This is a genomic window from Myxococcaceae bacterium, from assembly GCA_016000045.1.
Lineage (GTDB): Bacteria > Myxococcota > UBA727 > UBA727 > JABDBI01 > AER2-1.
Window position 1 is genome coordinate 39,325 of record JAECQY010000005.1, and the last position, 22,662, is coordinate 61,986.

Sequence of the window (22,662 nt, forward strand, 5' to 3'; positions counted from 1 at the left end):
ATCTGGCCTATTGTTTACGAAACCATTTAGACATCCTAAGAACAATTCATGCCTGGCCTTCGTTTTGCTCATGAATTGGCTACTCACAGCCAAAAGAATCCTCTGGTTGTCGTGACTCGGAATTCATCCGAAGCCACTCATCTGGTTCAAGACTTGCGATTTTTACTTCAAGAAGAAGCTTCGAAAGTCTGGCATCTCAGTGCAGAAGACAAAAACCCCTATCAACAAGCTTCTCCGGACCCGATCGCACGTATGGAACGGCTCAGCATTTTTCAAAAATTGCTTCTGGACGTACCCTACCGAGTTTTGGTGATCACGCCAGAAGCTCTTTGCGCGAAAATTCCGAGCGCGGATTTTCTTCAAAATCATCTTGAGTTTCTGTCTGTCAAAAGCGTATTCCCCAGAGATTCCATCACTTCCAAGCTTGCTCTGTACGGCTATACAGCCGTCAACCAAGTCGAAGACCCCGGCACCTACTCGGTACGAGGCAGCATTGTCGACTTTTTCTGGGCAGGAAACTCTCACCCCACTCGGGTGGATCTTTTTGGCGATGAAATCGAGAGGCTTTACACATTTGATCCTTCGACTCAGCGAAAACTCAACGACTTGGAAGATGCCTGTTTCGGACTTTCCCGTGAGATCATCTTAGACGAAGCCTCTCAAAACTTGGCTCGTGTTGAACTCCGAAGTCTCGCAGATGAGCTGGAATACCCCACGCGCGCACTCAAAGAAAAGCTCACCGATATTAATCACGGAATCGCTTTTTTTGGCATCGAAAGCTTGCTGCCTGCCTTTCATGCCAAGCTTGGCAATGTCCTCGATTTAATCGGTTCCGCTCAAATTTGGGTCGAAAATACCCGAAATTGCTTAGAACAGATTTGGTTGCGAACCAGCGACTTCGAATCACACTACAAAACAGCTTTGGTTCGTGGAGATTTGGCTTTTGCAACGCCATCATTCTTGCACTCAGCCGCTGAAATCAAAGCTCTTCTTCCAGAAACAGAGCGCGATTTTGAGCCTCCCTGGCAATTTGGCTCGACCAGCGAGCTCGCTCAAAAAATTCACCGACTCCATCAAGATAAGATCTCCGTCTTGCTCCCCGTCCAATCTCTTTCCGGAATACATCGCTACCGCGAATTGCTCGAAGAACACGGAATCCAGGTACGCCAACTTCCTCCAGCAAGCTCTTTGTTTGCGCCCTTTGAATTTCATCCAGCCATTCATGCGTATACCTATGTAGCCAAGCCAGAGCCACCGGCTACCAGCGCTTGGATCGAGTCTTTGCACCTAGCCATCATCCCCGAAGATTCTGTTTTTGGATCGCGCGCGAAGCGCACAGTCGGCAAAAAAGGCCGTTTCAAGACCAATCTTTCCGATTTGGAAATCGGCGATGCCATTGTCCACATTGACCACGGCATCGGACAATTCCAAGGTTTGACTCGCCTTCATCTACACGGCATCGAGCAAGACTACCTGCTGCTTTTATACGCCAACAACGACAAGCTCTATTTGCCGGCTCATCGCATCGCCTTCGTTAAACCTTACTCGGGGGCAGAAGGAGAAAAACCGAAACTGGATAAACTAGGCGGTACCGGCTGGCAATCGAAAAAGAAAAAAGTTCACGAAGCGGTCTTGGCCATGGCACAGGATCTTTTGAATCTCTATGCCAAGCGAGAGCTGGTATCGCGGACACCACTCAAGCCCCCTGAATCGGCTTACTACGAATTTGAAGCTCTATTTCCCTTTGAAACAACGCCCGATCAACAAAAAGCCATCGATGAAGTTCTGGCCGATCTTCAGAAAAATAAACCGATGGATCGGCTCATCTGCGGCGACGTTGGATACGGAAAAACAGAAGTCGCGATGCGTGCTGCAATGCTATCCCTCTTAAACCATCGGCAAGTGGCCATCCTCGCCCCAACAACCATTTTGGCTCAACAGCACGGCATCACTTTTCGCAAGCGCTTCGAACAGACCGGGGCCCGCATCGAAATCATCAGTCGATTTCAAACCAACCAGCAAATCAACGCGATTTTAGAAGCCACAAAAATGGGACAAGTAGACATTCTCATTGGTACACACCGGCTTTTATCTTCGGATGTCCAATTTAAGGACTTAGGCTTGGTGATTGTCGACGAAGAACAACGTTTTGGAATCAAAGACAAGGAACACATCAAGCGCTTGAGGACGCACACCGATATTCTGACACTCTCTGCCACCCCCATTCCTAGAACCCTTCAAATGGGATTTTTTGGTCTCAGAGACCTGAGCGTGATTGAGACGCCGCCAGTCGACCGACGTGCCATTCGAACCTCCTTGATACGGTTTGAAGACGAAAGCATTCGGGAAGCGATCCTTCGAGAACTTCAACGAGGTGGACAAGTCTATTTTGTGCATAACCGTGTCAGCAGCATTGAAGCCAAAGCCGAATACCTCCGCAACCTGGTTCCAGAGGCGCGCATCGAAGTAGCCCATGGCCAGATGAATGAACACACTTTGGAAGATCGGATGGTTCGCTTTATGAACCACGATTTCAACGTGTTCGTCTGCACAACCATCATCGAAACCGGCATTGACGTTTCAAGTGCCAACACCATGCTGATCGATCACGCGGACGACTTTGGACTCGCTCAGCTTTACCAACTTCGAGGCCGAATTGGCCGAAGCAAAGAACGTGCTTTTGCTTACTTGGTCATCCCAGGGCATGAAGAAAGCCTGACGCCCATGGCCCAAAAACGCCTTGAAATTCTTCAGCGTTTCAGCGAGCTTGGCGCAGGGTTTCGAATCGCCCAGCACGACCTCGAATTGCGAGGTGCGGGAGATTTGCTCGGCAAAAGCCAACATGGACACGTTGCAGCGGTTGGCTACGATCTTTACGCGGATCTGTTGAGAGAAGCGATCGATGGCCTCAAAGGCTCATCAAACAGTTCCTACGTCGATCCGGATGTTCACTTCCCCGTCTCTGCGGTCTTAGCAGAAAGCTACATTCCCGATCTTCACGAGCGAATGAGTACCTACCAACGTTTGGCTGTGTGCTTGAGCGAGCAGGAAGTTTGGGACATCATCGGAGAATTGGAAGATCGCTACGGAGTAAGCCCGGATGAGGTCAAGAACCTTGCAGAGATGATGCTCATCAAACACCTTCTTAGAAAACTCGGATTCAGCGGCCTCGATCTGAGCAATACTCAGGCTGTTATTTCACTCGGAGAAAAACCCAATATCGAGGCACTGAACTTGGCCTCATTCGTCCAGGCCAACGCAAACCAATGGTCTTTAAGCCCCAAAATGAAGCTGACATACCGAATCGAAGACCCCAACCGCGCCATAGCTTCCATCAAATCAGCTCTAAGACACCTCCGGGAAGCTCTCCCGACGATTTGGGACACACGAGTTTAGAAGGCTTTCAGCAATTGTCTTGTACGATTGACAAAGTCAAGCGATGCGCAACGATCGCGACGAAAACGCCGCCCAGAACATCGAGGACGTAGTGTTGCTTAAACGTTAGGGTGGACAAAATGATGAGTATGGACCAACTCCAAAGGGTCATTTGAAGCATCAAAGCTTTGTGGTGACTCGCGTACAAACCTACCAAAATCGCCAAGGTAACGTGCAACGACGGAAAGCAGTTGGTGGGCTCGTCGAGCTTGTAAAGATAGTAGCGCAGGCAGTCTAATCCATCGACGAGCGAATTTTCAGGGCGCAGCATCGTGGTCGGATAAATTAAAAAAACAGCGGCGCAAATCAGCAACGAAAACAAAATCCCATAGAACAAACGCGTGTATTCAAGTGGATCCGTCGTTAATTTAAAACAAATCGGGATCATGAGATATTGAGACAAGTAGACCCAGATCCAGGCCCTCCAAAACGGAATGCTTTGATCCAGCCAGCTGAGTGTTTCGATGTGAACGGCATAAGATTTTCCGTACCAACCGCAAAACGAGTAGACAGCCATATAGCCCAAAGCTCCCCAAAAGACAGTTTTCCATTTTCGCTCCAGGGGAATGAGGGGCACAGCAGGCATTGCGAGCTTATAGGACAAAGCGTAGGGCTTGAATACTATGGGACAGTTAATTCTTCTACGCCACGGCCAATCCGTGTGGAACCAAGAGAATAAATTTACAGGGTGGACCGACGTTGCGCTCAGTGCAATGGGCATACAAGAAGCCATTTTGGCTGGACAAAAACTTGAATCCGTTGGGATCGATCACGTTTTTTGTTCTTCCCTCAAACGAGCCATCGATACAGCCAAAATTGCCCTCAGAGCCGCTCATCAAGAAAATTGTCCGATGATCCAAAACCCTGCCCTCAACGAAAGGCACTATGGAGATCTCCAAGGACTCAACAAAGCCGAAGTGGCAAAAAAGTATGGAGAGGACCAAGTCAAACTCTGGAGGCGCAGTTTTGATGTCTGCCCCCCTAACGGAGAAAGTCTGAAAGATACTTGTGCTCGGGTTCTGCCCTATTATCGAGCTCAGATCGAACCGTTGCTCCAAGCCAATAAAACCGTTCTGGTGGTCGCTCATGGAAATTCGCTTCGTGCACTGGTGAAAGAGGTTGAACAGATTTCGGATTCCGATATTATCGCGTTGGAGATTCCAACCGGAATCCCAATTTTTTATGGAGTCAAAGGATGAGCTACTTTCCGCCTACCGTCATCGAACAAACACCTCGAGGGGAACGCGCCTACGATATCTGGTCTCGACTGCTCAAGGATCGAATTATTTTTCTGGGTACAGCGATTGACGATCAGGTTTCTAACTCGATCGTAGCCCAGTTGCTTTTCTTGGAAAGCGAAGATGCTTCGAAGGATGTCACGCTTTACATCAATTCTCCGGGTGGAGTGGTCACGAGTGGTTTGGCCATTTACGATGCCATGCAATACATCCGCTGCGATGTTTCGACCATCTGCGTAGGCCAAGCCGCTTCGATGGGTGCCATTTTGCTCACGGCAGGCGCCCCAGGAAAACGTTTCATTCTGCCAAACAGCCGGGTCATGATTCACCAGCCTCTAGGAGGAGCACAAGGTCAAGCGACGGATATTGAAATTCAAGCTCGAGAGATTGTTAAAATCAAACGCACCCTCAACGAAATCATTGTAAAGCACTCTGCCAAATCTTTCGAGCAAGTTGAAAAAGATACTGATCGCGATTTCTTTTTAGGTGCTTTTGAAGCCATAGACTATGGATTGGTTGATAAAGTCGTTGAAAGACACGGAGTCAAATAATGCTATTGGGTCAAAACGGCGGAGCAGATCAATCTTGCTCTTTTTGCAGCAAGACGCAAAAGGAAGTGAAGAAACTCGTTGTGGGCCCTAGTGCCAATATTTGCGAAGATTGCATTGTTCTTTGCAGCGATATCTTGTTGGACGAAATAGGCCATCAAGAGCAACACGATGAAGAAGAGAAGCTCCTTCGGCCTGCTGAAATCAAAGCCATCTTAGACAAGTACGTCATTGGCCAAGAACATGCCAAAAAAGTCTTATCGGTAGCCGTTCACAATCACTACAAACGCATCCGAAGCAACGTCGACACCTCCGACGTTGAGCTGTCCAAAAGCAATCTTTTGCTCATAGGACCTACGGGTTCGGGTAAAACGCTGCTGGTTCAAACTTTAGCGCGCATCTTGAAGGTGCCCTTCGCCATGGCCGATGCAACGAGCCTCACCGAAGCGGGTTACGTGGGCGAAGATGTCGAGACCATGATCGCCAATCTTTTGGCCGCTGCCAACGGTGACATTGAGAAAGCGGAACGCGGCATCATCTACATCGATGAAATTGATAAAATCATCCGAAAAAGCGAAAACACGAGCATCACGCGGGATGTTTCGGGCGAAGGAGTTCAACAAGCTTTGCTGAAGCTGGTGGAAGGCACGCTCTGCAACGTCCCACCCAAGGGAGGACGAAAGCACCCCCATCAAGAATTTCTACAGGTCAATACAAGCCAGATTCTTTTCATCTGTGGCGGGGCCTTTGTCGGTTTAGACAAAATCATCGAAGCACGCGTGGACCAAAAGTCCATGGGATTTGGCGCCGCGATCCAAGTTCGGGAAGAACAAGGGAATCGCGAGTATTTGAAACAAGTACAGCCTCAGGATCTTTTGAAATTTGGACTTATCCCGGAATTTATCGGCCGACTTCCCATTGTCGCGGCTCTTGAGGATTTGAGCGAACAAACCCTCATTCAGATCCTCACAGAACCTCGGAATGCTCTAATCAAACAATACCAATATCTGTTTGAATTGGACCAAATTGGTCTTCAGTTCACCGAAGAAGCCCTTCAAACGATTGCCAAAGAAGCTTTGACTAAGAAAACAGGTGCTCGAGGGCTGCGTGGAATTTTAGAAAAAACGATGCTGGACGTCATGTTCAACGCGCCGAGCGACAAAGAGATTGCTCAAATCGTTGTCCATCAAGATGCTATTTTAAAAAAGAACTCCGTGGAAATAAGGCACCGAACTGAATTGTCTTAGCCCCAACAGGAGTACAAACATGAAAAAAGTGATTGCGATGGCTTTGGCAGGGTTTCTCTCAACCGGCGTATGGGCTCGACCGGACTCTCCGAAAGAAGCTTGTGAGACGACTTGGACACAGAACTTCGGCCAAGTCGCGTGTAGCGCCATGGCTTATCTTTACGTTTCCTCCAAAATCTCATGGCTCCAAGCGATCAATCATCGAGCGTTAATTTACCTGGGAATCGTCGGAAACAAAGCAGCGGGTGCTGGCACGCAGTGGCTAAAACGATTTCAAAAACAAAGCGCAGACTTAGATCGAAAAGATACCTAGTCCTCAAAGCCTGAGCCGGCTACTGCCACTCAGTAGCCTATCATTTCGATGATCGCTTGCTCGATTTGAGCCTCTTGCGGTAAAATCGCCGTCTCCAGAACTTTTGAGAAACCCACGGGGATATCCAGCGCTGTGACGCGACGCACCGGTGCATCCAAATACTCAAAACAAGCCTCTTGGATTTGAGCAATGATTTCACCCGATAAACCGTTAAACGAATGATCTTCGTGAACGACCAAAGCCCGGCTGGTTTTCTTGATCGAATCAGCGATTCCCTGGATATCGAGGGGTTTAATGGAGCGCAAGTCCAGCACTTCGACTTGAAAGCGCTCAGACAATCTTTCGGCAACGTTCAGTGCCATGTGAACGGTGTTTCCGTAAGTGATCAAAGTTAAGTGGCTCCCCTGTCTGCGGATACGGCTCTTTCCAAACGGCACTGCATGCTCTGGACCGAGCTTAGGCCCTTTGGCTTCGGATCGGTTATACAAATACTTGGGCTCCAAGAAAAACGTCATTCCCTCTGAACGCATGGCGGTTCTGAGGAGCCCGGCTGCATCGTCCGCAAACGAAGGATAAACCACTCGGACTCCCGGCAAGTGGCTCATCATCGCTTCGACGTTTTGAGAGTGATAAAGCCCGCCCGTAATATAGCCACCAGAGGCCAAACGAAGCACGACGTTCGGAGAAAATTGGCCGTTGGTACGCCAGTACTCATGACTCATCTCAACGATCTGCTCCATGGCAGGCCAAACGTAATCCGCAAACTCTGCGGCCTCAATCACCACTCGGATCGAAGGATTAAAACGTGTAAACCCATTCGCAGTTCCTACGATGTAATTTTCTGCCAGCGGAGCGTTAAAAACACGTCCGGATCCAAACTCCGCCAACATCCCTTTGCTCAGATTAAAAACGCCCCCCTTCTCTTTAGACGCAACATCTTGACCCCACAGAAAAGTATCTGAATTATGTCGAAACTCTTCGATTAAGGTTCGATTGATCGCTTCTCGAAGCTTTTCATCCGCTTTTTCGACCACCCCACTAAAATCACGACCCAAGAAGCAAGGAGAAGTGGCAAATTTGTGTACCGATTGAGGGCTGGGTTGCGGGGCTTTTTCAGCTTGCTCGGCAGCTTGATCCAGTTCTATCTCGACGGCTTCTTCAATCTTTTGCGCTTCTTCCTCAGAGAGCAAAGCCCGCAATTTGGGCAATGGATCGCTTCGTTTGGCTTCTTCGATTTCTTCTTTCGAGCGATAAAGCTCTTGAGCATCGGAATTCGAATGGGCTCCGATCCGAATGCACTGCGCGTGAACCATCGCAGGCCCACCGTTGGATCGAATATGCTCAACCGCTTTTTGCACAGCACGGTGAGAGTCTTCAAAATCGGTCCCATCGCAGTTCACAATCAGAAGATTTTTAAGACCTCGGTAGTTTTCCGAAACAATCACGTTGGCGCTCTGCTCCGAAGTGGGGACTGAGATACCGTATCCATTGTTTTGAATAACAAATAAAACTGGCAATTTTTCACGTGAAGCGCCGTTATAGGCTTCAAAACAGTAGCCTTCCGATGTTGAACTCTCGCCTTGCGAGCTCATGGCAATGGCGTCTGATCGATAATACCGAATCGCCCGAGCAACGCCCACGGCATGCAAGGTATGATTTCCCGTGCAGGAAGACACCGATTGAATCCCGATCGCCGGTTTTCCGAAGTGATTGGACATGTGTCGCCCACCCGAGCCAGTATCTCCGGCCTTGGACAATCCGTTCAGCATGAGCTCGAGAGGAGTCATTCCAGCCGCCAAGACCGTGGCTGTGTCCCGGTAATAGGGAAACAGAAAGTCTTTGTTGGGACGAAACTGAAGCCCCAAAGCAATCTGAATCGGCTCGTGGCCAGAACAGCGTGCATGATAGGACCAGCCCATCCCTCGACGAATGTAGCGTGCTGCGCGTTCGTCTAATTGCCGGGCCATGTAAGCTAATCGATACCACTGTGCTTTCATTGGATACTCCTGACAATTCCTTCCTGACAGCCTCTATCTCGAAGCCAGGAACAAAGGTCTGCCCTGGGAGCAAGAGCTTTGATGCACTGAATAACAATGCTGGCCGCTTGGATTGGAAACTCTGGATCTGCCTTGTTCAATTCGTCCGCAGCTTCCTGCAAAGGCCTCAGGCGTTCGCAAATCGCGGGTGAGAAATGTTCGATCCGCATCGGAGTCTCCAAACAAATCTCGCCAGACTCCAGGGCACTTTCAAACAGATCGGCAAATCCTGGATGAATTTTTAGAAGCTGCCCATGCAACTGTTCAACGGGCGCCCAATTTCCGCCTTGAGGTTTCGGCCCTAACATCAATAGGGCTCGTTGCGCCACCACGATGCTAGACGAATTGGACACCAAGAGTGACAGCGATTCGAAGACCTCGCTCACCAGTCGATTTAAATTAGGCTTTTCTTCAAAAAGCAAATAGCGAAAAGGCTTAGGCAAAATAGCTAGCATGTCGGTTTTTTCTCGAGAGGTTCTAGTACGTTGATTTGAGCAGCGGCGCCGAATTCGCCCATATCGGTCATTTGCCGGGCGCTGACCAAAACCCGAGACTCTAAGCTTGCGATGGCTTGATTATACCCATCAACCGCCTGCCCCAAATTCTTTCCAAGTTTTTGAAAGTATTCTGCCATCGTCCCCAAGCGCTGCACGAGCTCTTTTGCTTTTAACGCAATCTGCTGAGCATGTTGGTTGGAAGCTTCATGCCTCCAGCCATAAGCAATGGCGCGCAACATGGCGATCAACGTGATCGGTGTCGCTAAAATCACGGCATGCTCTGCAGCAAACTCGAGCAATTCGGGCCGACAAGCCAGTGCAGAGCTTAAGAAGCTCTCGCCTGGTAAGAACAAAACCACAAATTCAGGAGAAGATTCGAAATGCTGCCAATAGCCTTTTTTAGAAAGAAGTTGAACCTGCTTACGCAGCTGATCAGCATGTTCTTCGAAAAGCTTTCTCTGTTCTTGAACATTTTCCGTCTCAACCGCTCGCAAGTAGGCTGTCAACGGAACTTTCGCATCTACAACAATGCATTTTTTTCCGGGCAAATGAACCAATAAATCTGGGCGCAAACTTTCGCCCTCACGCCTCACACTCATTTGTTCTTGAAAATCGCAATGAGCCAGCATACCAGCCAGTTCAACCACGCGCTTCAACTGAAGTTCACCCCAACGCCCACGCGCACTTTGAGAAGTCAATGCGCGCGAAAGACTTTGAGTCTCGCTTCTGAGCAAAGAAACTTGCTGTTGCAGTGTGTGGTAAGCTACTTCACGGCTCTTCTCAAGTTCGCGCAAGTGTTCATTCAAGAACTGGAGGGACTCTTTAAAGGGAGCCAGAAAACCGGTTTGCGCTAAATTTAAGAAACTTTGATTGTTGTCCAGCAGCGCTTTGGCCGCTAGGCGACTGAGCCCAAAATAAAAAAGCAACCCCGCAACCAAAATCCCTAAAAGAAACGCGAAGGCAATAAGCAGCATTTGCATGTTGATGGTGCCGGAGGTCGGAATCGAACCGACACGCCCGTGAAGGCACTGGATTTTGAGTCCAGCGCGTCTACCAGTTCCACCACTCCGGCTTTGAGACAGAGCAGGTATTCCAAATTTGCGAGTCCGTCAAGAACAATCGAGCGGGGGTGTTCTGGATAGAGCCCCATTGCTGCTTTGCATGGATTCAATTATCTTGGTCTTTCTATGAAGTTGCTCGCCACCGTGTCCGCCTTCCTGTGCTTATCGACACTCACCATCGCGGCTTCATTGAGTTTTACTAACCTACAGGACCCGCAAACAAATCCGCTATTTGGACAACTCATCTCGGATCAGGAATTTGATCCGAATTCAAAGACACAAGCAACGGCCGCAGCCATGAGCGCATTGTTGACCTATATGGCACCAAACATTAAAAGCATACCTGATTATGCTGGTTATTTTTCAGGAAATTGCTCGGTATTCTTTGACAACACAAGCATCCATCAAGTGAATTGCAACATCATTCCTGTGGCCATTGTATCCGTCAATGAGACACAGCAATTCAATTCGCCCATCCGTTTGCCTTATCAATATGCGACTCAGATTACTCAAAGTCATATTTTATTGGCAGGCCTATTGGCTGATTGGACACGAAAAATTGCTCAAAAGTTGGAACAGTTTGAGGTCAGCCTGTTTGAAAAGGCCCCGACTTGTACGATATCCGAGAGTATCACAACCACTCAAAATTCAACAGCGACGGATACTTGGGTTGCAACACCAACGTCTTCCCCTTCTCAGCTAGCATCCACGAGTAACACTCAAAAAAATTCCAATACGTTAAGCGAATTAGTATCTCACACACTTTCGTCTTCGAAAAGCGCTACAAGCACACGAAATCAATCATACAGCACAAGTATCATTGATTCAAACAGCCACACTAATTCCAAAAGCAATACAACGTTGCATAGCGATTCAGTGTCACGATCACAGTCAGATTACCCAATTTGCTCTCTCAACCTGTATGCCGATGCCACGAGCCAACCTGCCAGGTACCTTGTGATAGGAAGTGCTTCGAACTCGACAGTGACTGATTTATGGACAGGGTTAGCATGGGAACAGATTGGCTCTGAACTGGCAATGACTTGGCTACAAGCTCAGGATTATTGCGCATCGATATCAAAAGGAGGATTCACAGACTGGAGATTACCGGGCATCACTGAACTGCAGTCCTTGGTCGATTACACCGTAGGCAATCCTGGTCCGACCATGGATGCCACGGCATTTCACAATACTCCCGTGAGCCAAACTTGGACCTCTGTTCAAAGCGCAGGCAACAGTGGGTACTCTTGGGCCATTGATTTTGCACTGGGTCAAATATCGTCTGATACAGACAACAATCCCAAAGCGGTTCGATGTGTCCGAGGAGACTCTGTCATTTTGCTGAATCGATATACAGATGAAGATGGCTATCCCTTGAACAATCAAAGCACTCAAGTTCGAGACGTATTATCCGGTTTAACTTGGGAACGAATACTCTCGGCGTCTTATGTCACTTGGAGTGCAGCTCAAGCGTACTGTCAAAATCTTACCCTGGGCGCAACCAGTTGGCGATTGCCAACCATTAAGGAACTGACCAGCCTCATCGATTATGATTGCTATTCACCGGCAATCAATCAAACCGCGTTTCCGATGCCTACTTCCAACTTCTTCTGGTCATCCACTCCATTCATGGATACATCTGGGAACGGTTGGATTGCAAGTTTTGCCTACAACGGGTTGGTTGAATACGACAATACAGTTGGTGACACCAATCACGCGCTTTGCGTTCGAGATTCCACCTGGGCATCTGAGGCTTATGCAGATGCGACCCATCAAACAGACCGATATGTCATCGCTGGCAATGATCCTGAGGCTGTTGTGACCGACACCTTCACTGGACTGATGTGGGAACAAACTTCTTCACCGAAAGCGATGACTTGGGAAAATGCTTCTTCGTATTGTGCCGGCTTGGTTAAAGGGAATTATGGGTGTTGGAGGTTGCCAACACCACAAGAGTTGCAATCATTAATTGATTTTACACTTTCCAATCCAGCGATTGATACGACTGTATTTTTTAATACACCATTAAACCCGTTTTGGGCTTCGGCAATTTACGCAGGCACAACAACAGGTGCATGGAGTACGAACTTCGCTTCTGGATATACGGATGGTGGGTACAGCAATACCAACTACAACATTCGATGTGTGCGCAAAACAAGTGTAGATCCAGCTGTTCGCTACACAAACGAAAATGGAAACCAGTTAACCAGTCAAGATGTCCAAGTAAAAGATCAAATAACGGGACTGATTTGGCAACGTGCTGAGGCTAATGGATTTTTTTCATGGGATGCTAACGCAACAGGTTCAGCTCAGGGTTACTGCCAAAATCTTGTGATTGAACGTCGAGGAACAGGTGATTGGTGTCTACCTACTGCTAGACAATTGGCTAGTCTTGTAGACTATTCGATTGCTAATCCTGGTCCTACGATCAACATGACAGCATTTCCAGATACTGCGCAAAATGGATATTGGTCTTCAACCAGATATACTGCCTCTTTGGGTAGTGCATGGAACCTCTATTTCGCTCATGGTGCTTTGATTTTTCTCGGTACGAATAGAGTTTGCAATGTTCGCTGCATTTTATGTAACAGCGCTACAAGTAACAACGGCATGTGGTCACCACTGGCTTATGAGGACGCCACCAATCAAACTGCACGCTACTCTGTTTCAGGCACGACTCCAAATGCTATCGTTACGGATGATTTCACGGGCCTGATGTGGGAACAGCAGGTCTCTAGTTCGACTTATTTTTGGAATGCTTCTGCTCCAGCGGGGTCAGCTCAGGCTTATTGCACGAACTTGGCGAAGGGCGGATATCTGGATTGGAGGCTGCCGACTCACCGAGAGTTCTGGGCAATTACCGACTATACTATTGCTGTGTCTCCGGCCATTATGAGTTCCGTGTTTCCTGGTACTCCTTCAAGTAAGTTCTGGACAGCAACCAGGCTGCTCAACACTGACAACAGCACGTGGTACATTGATTTCTTGGATGGTTCAACCTATTTCGATCTGAGTAACATCGGTTATAAAGTGAGATGCGTTCGCGGTTCTGTAGTTAGCATTTCAAACAGATATCAAGATTCTCATGGCAATCAATTAACGGATTTGAGCACGAAAGTGCTCGATATGTTCACTGGATTCGTTTGGCAACGTAGAATTGCGCCACAAGTTCTTCCCTGGAATTCAGCTCCTGAATCAGCAAAATCATATTGCCAAAACCTGGTGATCGAAGAATACGGCGCTAGTTCCTGGAGTCTGCCAACTGTCAAGCAGTTAAATAGTCTGGAAGACTATTCAAAATACAATCCTAGTATAAACAATACGGTTTTTCCGGGTCCAATCACAAATTATCACGTTTGGTCATCAACGCCTTTGGTGCGCAATCCAAATTATGCCTGGCTTCCCTTTTTTGGAACTGGGAATGGTGGCTCTTACGGTCTTCTTCCCAATACCTATCTTGTACGCTGCATTCTCAACTCCTCAGCCCCGCCGAACAACGGCATGTGGTCACCGCTGGCTTATCAAGATGCAACCAACCAAGTTGCACGCTACTCTGTTTCAGGCTCAAGCCCAAACACCATCGTTACCGATGATTTCACCGGACTGATGTGGGAACAGCAGGTTTCGCCATCCACATACCTTTGGAATGCCTCTGCACCCGCGGGTTCGGCTCAGGCGTATTGCACCAGTCTGACGAAGGGCGGATATGCGGATTGGAGATTGCCAAGTGTTTCGGAATTGCAATCATTAGTAGACTATACAATATACAGCCCCGCCATCAACAGCGCAGCATTTCAAGGCGCAACTGGCTATTTTTGGACGAACTCGTTGTGGGACCTAAGATTTAGCAATGCCGGTATTATTGCACCAGATGGTGGACTCCGAAACGTGCGTTGTGTACGAGGATCTACGTATTTTCCCGCAACCCGCTATGTTGATGAAAACGAAAATATTTTGAGCAACTCCAGTCTTCAAGTTAAAGACTTGGTAACCGGGTTAATATGGCAACGAAGAACAGCGTCTGCTTTGCTGCAAGGGTCTTCTCAAACATACTGCCCAAATTTAGTGGTTGGCAACCAAGGGGCAGGAAGCTGGCGTTTGCCAACAACAAAAGAACTAACTTCACTGTTCAATACTTCCATAACGGGCAACGCTCCAAGAACCGATATAGTTGCCTTTTTTGACACACAAACAGGCCCATATTGGACCTCAACACCGGGAATTGGGAGCGGCTTGTCCGAATTCTGCGTTTCTTTCGGCAGCGGCAACATTGTAGATTTTTCGTACAATAATATGCTTGGAACGGCGCACGTCCGCTGCATCCTCAATGCCTCTGCACCCGCAAATGATGGCATGTGGTCGCCTCTGGCCTACGAAGACGCTACCAATCAAACCGCGCGCTACTATATTTCAGGAACTTCACCCAATGCGATTGTTACGGATGATTTTACCGGACTGATGTGGGAGCAAACCGGCTCCAGCGTTCCTCTTACTTGGAACGCGACTTCAGTGCCAGGTTCTATCCAAGCCTACTGTGACAATCTCAACAAAGGAACTTATCTTGATTGGCGAGTGCCCAACATCGTTGAATTGCAGTCTTTGGAGGACTACACACTTCCGTCTGCAGGTCCGACCATCAACCAAGTAGTGTTCCCAGGAACTCAGATCGGTTGTTACTGGACATCGATTCCTGCGCCAGGAACTTTGGTTCCATGGCATGCGAGTTTTGGTGCAAGTTCCAACTATGGCGGTGCGGTCTGCAATCCTTTGACGCAAGGAGATTGTGTTGTTTCTCCAGGGTATGCAAGATGTGTCCGTGGCGGCAAAGAATCGGTCTCGAATCGATATGCGGATGAATTTGGAAACCCCTTTAATTCTACCAGCACGCAAATTAGCGACCAGGTGACAGGGCTGATATGGCAGCGTACCCAAGCAGCAACAATATACAACTGGAGTGCAGCTCAAGGGTATTGTCAAAACTTGGCTCTTGCAGGACAGCTTTGGCGGTTACCCAGTATTAAGGAGCTGACCACCTTAGTCAATTACACGATCGCTTCAGGACCCATGATTCATGTAGAAGCTTTCCCGGGTACGCCAAGTGCACCTTTTTGGTCCTCTACAACAACACCAGGGGGATTACCGTGGAACGTTTTTTTCTCCAACGGTTTCGTTTGTGGCGGCATTCCAGGATACAATAGTTATCATGTTCGCTGCGTACGTTGATCATTATAACGATGCGCGCGTCCAGTCTCACTGGCATCCACTCACAAAAAGTTTTTGAATTTGCTCAGGATCAAGTTGTGTCAGCTTGACAGGTGACCGCTTTGATATTCGATTTGCTGAGGCCATCACGGATAATGGTCTTGAGTTCGGTCTCAAGAAATCGGCTAGCAAGAAGAACCATCCTTTTGAAAGATTGTTCATGGAATTGTGCATCAAACATCGTTACACAAGACCCTACCGCCCGCAGACGAACGGTAAAGTAGAGCGCTTTTGGAAGACGTTGAATGAGGACCTGATTGAAGGAACCTATTTTGAATCCATTGATTCTTTAAAAAAAGAGCTTTTTGAGTATTTATTATACTACAACAAGTTGCGTCCTCATTAGGGATTAGCAGGGAAGACCCCAGAGGAATTTGCCAACTCTTGTCAACGAATTACTTGACATCTACAGGAATGACGATGTTCTAGTGCGGCAAGAAGTCTATTGAAATTTCAACATCCTGAACTGCTCGCCCGAGGCGGTCCCAAATACTGGCCCATTGCGGTACCTGAGGCGGTGCTTCAATCCAAAGCGTCGATGGCTTTTGAGACTCAAGCCGGTATAAGGCAGCGAAAAGCCCATGAGCATAACCCTCTGGATCGCTGGGCAAACGCTCAACGAGCCTACCGCGATATTCAGCTTCCGAATAAACCAGCAACGCTGTATCCGAAGCAGCATTCTGAAGTTCAGCGCTTGCCACAATACGCATCTCGGAGATCAACGGAGCGTAGTGTTTATCCATTCGACCCGGCGAACCTTGAGAACCTTTTGCCAAATCAAACGCGTAATCGGAAAGCTTTAAGGCTCCTAGCCTCAGGACACGAGGTGGATTTTGACTAATATCCACAACGGTTGACTCCAGTCCAAATAAACAGGGCCCGGCATCCAAAACCGCATCAATGTGCTCTCCAAGGGTCAACAGAACATGATCCGCTATGGTACTGCTCGGACGCTGAGAACGATTCGCACTCGGCGCCACCACCGGTCCTCCGACCTGCCTCAGCAATTCGAGCGCCACCGGATGCGCTGGCACTCGAACAGCTACTCGATCCAGTCCTCCCGTCGCCAAACTCGGCACAAGCTCAGACTTTGGAGCCACCAAAGTCAAAGGCCCAGGCCAATAACGCTTTGCCAAATCCCAAAATAACCCTTCTTGTTCTGCACTCAAAACAAAAAGTTCTCGAGCCTGTTGAATGGAAGCCACATGCTCGATCAGTGGGTTATAAGCCGGTCGGCCTTTTGCTTCAAAAACCCTTCGGATGCTCGACTCCGAAAGCCCATTCGCCCCCAAACCATAAACCGTCTCGGTTGGAAATGCGACCAGGCCGCCTTGGTTGATGATTCGCGCTGCCCGCTGAATATTCTCGGCGTTGGCTAATAATCGTTCACAGAGCATACTCTTCTCCACCAAGCCTCTTTCTGAAACCAAGTCCTCTGCCTTTTCGCGTACTGGCGATGCCTTCGAAACACCCGTTCTTTTGCTTCCCCTAAGCTGATCTCGCCATCCAAATACAAGAAAGCTTCGCAATAGCCAGGCGTTTTTAAACGCAAAGCCGGATCGTCCTCTGCCAAGTAACTCCTCAAAGCCAGAGCTTCCTCAGCAAGGCCGTCTAAAAACATGCGTTCCACTCGCAGCCTTAAGCGTGCATCTAAATCAGCCACGCTGGGCCAAAGCAAAACCCATGCAGCCTGCACCCTGGGTTCTCGCTGCCAATCCGTTGTCCTCAAAGCACTGGGACACCGACCCGACATCTCCAAGACTTCTAAGGCTCGCAGAGTTCGAATTCGATCGGTTGGCTGAATCACAGCCGCGCTGTGTGGATCACGTTCCAAGAGCCTGGCATACAAGGACTCCTGCCTTTCTTGCTCAAGCCTCTGACGGATCAATGGATCCGATGCTAAAACATCTTCCAAACCAAAGCGCCAAGCTCTCAAATACAGGCCCGTTCCCCCGACCAAAATCGGTCTTTTCCCCCGTCCTTGAATTTCTCGAACGAACGCATCGGTATCTACAATAAATTGACCGGCACTGTAGCGAACGCGAGGATCCAATCGCTCGAATCCGTGATGGCGAACTTGAGCGTAATCTTCCTCGCTGGGGCAAGCGGTCCCAAGGCCCATGCGCTGAAAGATTTGGCGGCTATCTGCGCAAATGAGCTCACCTTCTTGCTCTTGCGCACATTGCAGCGCCCAAGCACTCTTTCCGCATCCCGTAGGCCCAGCGATGACCAGAGGTTCTAAGGACGATGAAACCATTGAGCCATTTCTCGAAAAGGAATTGCGTGCACCACCGGGCGACCGTGAGGACAATGAGCGGCGTAATCAACGACGTCCAGTTGGTCCAAGAGCGCTTGAATTTCATCGACTCGAAGCCTTTGGCCAGCCCGAACAGAAGTATGACAAGCAATCTGAGCGCAAACATGGTCAAAAAAAGCGGTGAGGCTATCGGGTCGATCGCTTTGAGCCAAATCCGACAAGGTATCGCGCACAATCTCTGCAACCCATTCGCTATCCACTCCCATGGGCGCGGCTTTAATCAGCGCTTCTTGCTCTCCAAAAGGCTCCACCTCAAACCCAAAAGGCAACCATTGGTCTTTCTTTTCAATCAAGGTGTTCATCTCAGCAGGGCTGAGCTTCAAAGAAACGGGAAACAGCAAAGGCTGTGACGGAATTTGATTTTCACGTGCCTGCTGACACACTCGCTCAAAAACCACTCGTTCGTGTGCAGCATGCTGATCCAACACCACCAAAGACGATTCGGATGCCAGCAGCAAGTAAGTCTGATCCACCTGACCCACCACTCTTAAATCCGCGTATCGGAGAGCTCCTCCAAGTGTATGCTGCGCCGGTTTTGGAACTTGGGCTGCAACGGGTCTTGAGACCGCAGGGGGAGTCGGTACGGAAGAACGATCAGGTTGTGCCAAAGTTGGGGCTTCTGGCTCTGGTTGTAATTCAAAATGATAGGCCGAGGGCTCTGTTCGAAGTTCGTACACACGCTGAGGCTGTTCACGCTTGAGCCATGGAGTCGTAGCCAAAAAATCACTCAACAGCCGAATCAAATGGCTCTGAACCCGAGAGGCTTCGGAGAAGCGCACTTCAAGCTTTTGCGGATGGACGTTGACATCGACCACTTCGGGGTCAATGTCCAAATTCAGCACGCAAATGGGGTGCCTTCCCACCTCCAACAAGGTCCGATAGGCGACTTTGATGGCTTGGACCAATTGCCTATCTCGAACGTAACGATTGTTGACATAAACATAGACCCCAGAACTGTCTTTCCGGGTTGCCAAAGGAGCCACAAGGTACCCAGATAGCTTCAGTAAATCCGTCTGAGCTTCGATGGGGTAGAGATACTCTCGACAATCGTCTCCCAGACAACTCAACACGCGTTCGATCTGGCGTTCAGGCGAATTCGCTACACGGGCATCGAGTTTGAGCTTCGCATCCACTTGAAAACGAAACCCTACTTCCGGATGCGACAGCGCAGCCTCTCGAACCACATTCTCGACGGCTCCACTCTCCGAACGTGGTGTTTTTAAAAATTTCAAACGTGCAGGCGTGTTGTAAAAAAGAGATTCGACTTCCAAGCGTGTTCCCACGCTGCCTCCCGACTCACCCAAGTAGGTCGTTTTCCCGCCTTCGCAAATAACCTGGGTCGCCAAGCTCTGCCCAGCCATTCGCGTTGTCAGGGTCACTTTGCTGACGGATGCAATCGAAGCCAGTGCCTCCCCTCGAAAACCGAAAGAAGTCAGCCGAGACAAATCGCTGACAGACTTGATTTTACTCGTCGCATAACGCGAAAAACAAAGAAGCGCATCATCGCTTGCCATGCCCGAGCCGTTGTCCAAGATAACGAGCTTGCGCACCCCTCCCTCTTCGATTTGGACATCAATTTGCGTGGCCCCTGCATCTAAGGCATTTTCGATCAACTCTTTGGCTACCGAAGCGGGTCTTTCCACCACTTCTCCAGCGGCAATTTGATTGGAAGTTACTTCATTTAATACTTGTATTAAGCCCATTGAGTCCTACCAAATAGCCTATGATGAACGATTCTCAAAGACCGTCTGGCTGGAAATCTTCAACGCACACAGCGGACATAGTTGAGACCACTAATACTAGTCGTGAAAGCACTGCCAGCATTGAAAACGACATACCATACGTTGGATGGAGACAAAGCCTTGGAAGTTGATGACCAAAACCAATTCGCTGGCTCGCCCGAAAACACGGTGGTGTCCATCATGAGGCTGGCATAGCCCTTACTGTAATCCACGATTGTCTGCAGCTCGCGAAGAGTCGGCAAACGCCACCCGGCTCCAGAACCTCCGAGACTAAGCGCACCGCAATAGTTAATGGCATTCGGCTGAGTGTACGTTGTTCTAGACGCCACCTTCTGCCAAATCAAGCCGGTCACGTTATCTGTCACTGTACCGGCTGCTCGTCGAGGTCATTTGATAACCCGAATAAGGGTCACTCGCGGACGTCCGCACAAACCAAGCATATCCATTCCGCGCAATGGCAACCGAAGCAAAGACCATCGGCGTTGTACCGGCGATTTGCTCCCACTGTATAGCCATCAGCGTATCACTTACGACTCCGTTCGAAACTGTATAGCGATCCGTTTGATTCAGCGCATCGCTGTAGGCACCTGTTCTACGGTCCCAGGCCGCTCAAAGCCGATGCTGGCTCAAAACCTGGCCAACAATCTACACGCTCAACAAATGCATCAAAAAACACCGAGCAATTGAGCTCGAAGGGCAAGCGATATCCGGTACTTGACTTCACCTGATTCGCAATCCGGTTTAAAAGCGCTCGAACGGCTGTTTGACCCTGATTCCGTGTCGAAAGATTTTGGAAATGCCGGTGAAAATGATCTCCAAAATCCCTATTGATCGAAAACTGAGCCAGAACTCCGAAAGAAAAACAAAGCATCCAAGCAAACTGAAACATTTAATACCCTCGATTGGCGCAAATGATCCGAATGAGTTCTCCAAGGTGGTTCAGAGCAATATCCTGAGGCATGGCATTTCTCTTAAAGGGCTGTATCCACTTTTGAGGCAGAGGAAGTTCAGCCTTGGCACAATGACCTTTCCACAAAGACCAACCCAAAAGCCCCAGATCAACTCCCGCCTTCACAAAACTGATATAACCCAATGCCAAAGGAATCCCCTCTGCGATTCCTTGCAAAGCATCGTTTTCCTCAGCGCTTTCTGAAGAAAAGCGAATCGCCGCCAACAAAGCAGCCAAAGCTTCCCCTCCGCTCATCGCTCCTAAGAACACTTTGTCTTGGAGCTCCAAGGGAGGACGAGCCAGCACAACTCCAACCCAAAAGGCGCTTAGCGTCCCAGCGACCCCACCGACTAAAGCTTTGCAAGAAACCTGTGGACTTTGCTGCAAAGCGCGCAAACCGCCCAGAAGGACATTCATGCCGTATTCGGCTAAAATAAAGGCATAGTACTTAGGCTCGTATTCTTCGAACAAAGCTCCATAGCGTTCCACATACTCAGCATTGGACTGGGTTGAACGCCAGCGTTCTTTCACATAGCGAGCATCAAAACGACTGGGCCAAAGCTCCCAAGCAATCCGGCCCATCACGCTCAAACAACCTGCCCAAGAAGCGAAACCCACTGTTTTTTCAAGCCCATTCCCGAGTCGCAACAAAGTTGTTGAAAATTCGGCAAGAGGGGAAATAAATAATAAAACCGGCAAGACTCCGAAGCCCGGAAAATGCACTTTGGCATCGCCAAAATAACGAGCAGAGGCAATATGAACCAATTCAAAGCCTCCAATAATCAACCAATTGCCTAAAATTGCCCCGTCGAGATACTGAAAGGCCCCATCTCCCAGCGAGATTTGCAGAGGGCTGTCCAGCCAATCCAGCGGCTGCGTCGAAAACTCTCCCGAACCTTGGCAAGAAATCAGACGCGATACCGAGGCAAGACGGGAGCCTTGCGTGACCCCAGTCGGTGATAGAACCGCCAAAGCAGCGATACTGCTAACCTGAGCCACCGAAAGCGATGCCTCGACTACTGCAGGGCTGATCACGCTGGCAGGAGCGGCTGTTTGCCATTCGAAAGGATCCGCCCATTCAGAAACAAAGGCATCGCATTCGATCTCTTCAACGGCGGCGAAAGCAAATCCGGCGCTTAAACTTCCTAAAAAAACGAATAATTTGGGATATTTCATGATTGATGAACCTAAATCAAATAACAATTCTGGGAGAGCTATACCTTTGGGGAATGAATGGCAAGTTCGTCGCTTTTCATACAGGGCGATCCCCTATATAAGACGACCCCGTGAGGGGTTCAGGTGCCACAGCCCAGCCAGAGGAGGTTGCTGAAAGCAACAGACGCTGGGCTGGGTTTAGGGTTATGGGGATTACGGGTTATTGGTTATTGGTTGTGGGTTATGGGTTATTAGGGTTTGGGTTATCTAGGCTATGAGAGCGGTTTCGGTCCTATGCAAGACTTGCATAACCTGCCGTATCGTCGCAAGGAGGCGTAGCCGACAAAGCAATCCATTCCCCGATCCACAAAATGGTATGCACATCCTCACCCATCAGGATTAAAATCACCTAACCCGTAATCCCCATAACCCCAAACCCAGCCCAGCGTCTGTTGCTTTCAGCAACCTCCTCTGGCTGGGCTGTGGCACCTGAACCCCTCACGGGGTCGTCTCTTACACATAGGGCAATCGCAAAGTCGGATTCTCATAGGAGTTCACACTGACCCTGCAGACAAACGGCTGACTTCGCTAAGCAGCTTTTGTCTTGACTCATCACCTGGGGGCAAACTTGAGCCTTGCAGTCCGGTTTTGTTTCGTGTTTGTTCCAAGCTTTCAGCTTGCCGCCTTGATGGCAGGAACAGCACTTGAGCGGCGCCAATTCACAGTCGGCATTCTTTTTACAATCCGAAGCGAACATCGAAAAGCCCACGATGGCCAACAGAGCCACACAGATCTTTGAATCGCGTTTCATCCATTCAAAAACTACCACCCGCGTTCCGCAACAAGCAAGGTGAATCGCTAT

Annotated in this window: 19 protein-coding genes and 1 tRNA gene; 7 read left to right on the forward strand and 13 right to left on the reverse strand. The window is 49.1% G+C overall.

Features of this window, described 5'->3' with window-relative positions; translation table 11 throughout:
• Positions 1 to 48 precede the first annotated feature (48 nt).
• The gene (gene mfd, locus I8H75_03640) at positions 49 to 3,396 is read left to right on the forward strand and encodes a transcription-repair coupling factor (protein MBH2006420.1); all 3,348 of its coding nucleotides are present in this window, start codon (positions 49 to 51) and stop codon (positions 3,394 to 3,396) included.
• Positions 3,397 to 3,403: 7 nt separating this feature from the next.
• On the opposite strand, the gene I8H75_03645 is transcribed toward mfd, so the two are convergent.
• Positions 3,404 to 4,021 carry a phosphatase PAP2 family protein gene (locus I8H75_03645; GenBank protein ID MBH2006421.1) on the reverse strand — a complete coding sequence of 206 codons (618 nt, stop codon included), beginning with the start codon at positions 4,019 to 4,021 and terminating at the stop codon, positions 3,404 to 3,406.
• Positions 4,022 to 4,058: 37 nt separating this feature from the next.
• Between I8H75_03645 and I8H75_03650 the strand changes: the two genes are divergently transcribed.
• From I8H75_03650 to I8H75_03665, 4 genes are read left to right on the forward strand one after another with little or no spacing between them, the layout of a single operon-like run.
• Entirely contained in the window at positions 4,059 to 4,634 is a 576-nt protein-coding gene (locus I8H75_03650; protein MBH2006422.1) for a 2,3-diphosphoglycerate-dependent phosphoglycerate mutase, read from the forward strand.
• Positions 4,631 to 5,224: an ATP-dependent Clp endopeptidase proteolytic subunit ClpP gene (clpP, locus tag I8H75_03655; GenBank protein MBH2006423.1), complete on the forward strand. Its 594-nt coding sequence runs from the start codon at positions 4,631 to 4,633 to the stop codon at positions 5,222 to 5,224. Before I8H75_03650 ends, clpP begins: the two co-directional genes overlap by 4 nt.
• Positions 5,224 to 6,468, forward strand: a complete 1,245-nt coding sequence (clpX, locus tag I8H75_03660; GenBank protein MBH2006424.1) for an ATP-dependent Clp protease ATP-binding subunit ClpX — start codon at positions 5,224 to 5,226, stop codon at positions 6,466 to 6,468. Before clpP ends, clpX begins: the two co-directional genes overlap by 1 nt.
• A 19-nt stretch (positions 6,469 to 6,487) precedes the next feature.
• Entirely contained in the window at positions 6,488 to 6,781 is a 294-nt protein-coding gene (locus tag I8H75_03665; protein MBH2006425.1) for a hypothetical protein, read from the forward strand.
• A gap of 29 nt (positions 6,782 to 6,810) precedes the next feature.
• Here I8H75_03665 and I8H75_03670 read toward each other — a convergent pair whose 3' ends face one another.
• From I8H75_03670 to I8H75_03685, 4 genes are all read right to left on the reverse strand, one after another.
• Entirely contained in the window at positions 6,811 to 8,778 is a 1,968-nt protein-coding gene (locus I8H75_03670) for a hypothetical protein (protein ID MBH2006426.1), read from the reverse strand.
• On the reverse strand, positions 8,775 to 9,272 hold the full coding sequence (locus I8H75_03675; GenBank protein ID MBH2006427.1) for a hypothetical protein: 498 nt from the start codon (positions 9,270 to 9,272) through the stop codon (positions 8,775 to 8,777). The genes I8H75_03670 and I8H75_03675 overlap by 4 nt, the downstream gene beginning before the upstream one ends.
• Positions 9,266 to 10,294 carry a DNA recombination protein RmuC gene (locus tag I8H75_03680; GenBank protein MBH2006428.1) on the reverse strand — a complete coding sequence of 343 codons (1,029 nt, stop codon included), beginning with the start codon at positions 10,292 to 10,294 and terminating at the stop codon, positions 9,266 to 9,268. Before I8H75_03680 ends, I8H75_03675 begins: the two co-directional genes overlap by 7 nt.
• Positions 10,295 to 10,299: 5 nt before the next feature.
• Positions 10,300 to 10,386, reverse strand: a tRNA-Leu gene (locus I8H75_03685).
• 115 nt (positions 10,387 to 10,501) lie between these two features.
• Here I8H75_03685 and I8H75_03690 point away from each other — a divergent pair.
• Together I8H75_03690 and I8H75_03695 are read left to right on the forward strand one after the other, a co-directional pair.
• Positions 10,502 to 15,598: a DUF1566 domain-containing protein gene (locus tag I8H75_03690; protein MBH2006429.1), complete on the forward strand. Its 5,097-nt coding sequence runs from the start codon at positions 10,502 to 10,504 to the stop codon at positions 15,596 to 15,598.
• A gap of 85 nt (positions 15,599 to 15,683) precedes the next feature.
• Complete coding sequence (locus I8H75_03695; protein MBH2006430.1) at positions 15,684 to 15,983, forward strand: transposase; 300 nt, start codon at positions 15,684 to 15,686, stop codon at positions 15,981 to 15,983.
• Positions 15,984 to 16,062: 79 nt separating this feature from the next.
• Here the strand turns inward: I8H75_03695 and I8H75_03700 are convergent, their stop codons facing one another.
• The 8 genes from I8H75_03700 to I8H75_03735 form a co-directional block, all read right to left on the reverse strand.
• The gene (locus tag I8H75_03700) at positions 16,063 to 17,034 is read right to left on the reverse strand and encodes a threonylcarbamoyl-AMP synthase (protein ID MBH2006431.1); all 972 of its coding nucleotides are present in this window, start codon (positions 17,032 to 17,034) and stop codon (positions 16,063 to 16,065) included.
• Entirely contained in the window at positions 17,013 to 17,894 is an 882-nt protein-coding gene (gene miaA / locus I8H75_03705) for a tRNA (adenosine(37)-N6)-dimethylallyltransferase MiaA (protein ID MBH2006432.1), read from the reverse strand. Before miaA ends, I8H75_03700 begins: the two co-directional genes overlap by 22 nt.
• Positions 17,876 to 19,657 (reverse strand): DNA mismatch repair endonuclease MutL, encoded by a 1,782-nt coding sequence (gene mutL, locus I8H75_03710; protein MBH2006433.1) that lies wholly within the window; start codon positions 19,655 to 19,657, stop codon positions 17,876 to 17,878. Before mutL ends, miaA begins: the two co-directional genes overlap by 19 nt.
• A 59-nt stretch (positions 19,658 to 19,716) precedes the next feature.
• Complete coding sequence (locus I8H75_03715) at positions 19,717 to 20,049, reverse strand: DUF1566 domain-containing protein (protein ID MBH2006434.1); 333 nt, start codon at positions 20,047 to 20,049, stop codon at positions 19,717 to 19,719.
• A gap of 1 nt (position 20,050) precedes the next feature.
• Positions 20,051 to 20,212 (reverse strand): hypothetical protein, encoded by a 162-nt coding sequence (locus tag I8H75_03720; protein ID MBH2006435.1) that lies wholly within the window; start codon positions 20,210 to 20,212, stop codon positions 20,051 to 20,053.
• Between the two features lie 76 nt (positions 20,213 to 20,288).
• Complete coding sequence (locus tag I8H75_03725; GenBank protein ID MBH2006436.1) at positions 20,289 to 20,585, reverse strand: hypothetical protein; 297 nt, start codon at positions 20,583 to 20,585, stop codon at positions 20,289 to 20,291.
• Positions 20,586 to 21,821, reverse strand: coding sequence for a hypothetical protein (locus I8H75_03730; GenBank protein MBH2006437.1), 1,236 nt, complete (start codon positions 21,819 to 21,821; stop codon positions 20,586 to 20,588). It abuts the gene before it with no gap.
• A 523-nt stretch (positions 21,822 to 22,344) separates the two neighbouring features.
• On the reverse strand, positions 22,345 to 22,611 hold the full coding sequence (locus I8H75_03735; protein MBH2006438.1) for a hypothetical protein: 267 nt from the start codon (positions 22,609 to 22,611) through the stop codon (positions 22,345 to 22,347).
• Positions 22,612 to 22,662 lie beyond the last annotated feature (51 nt).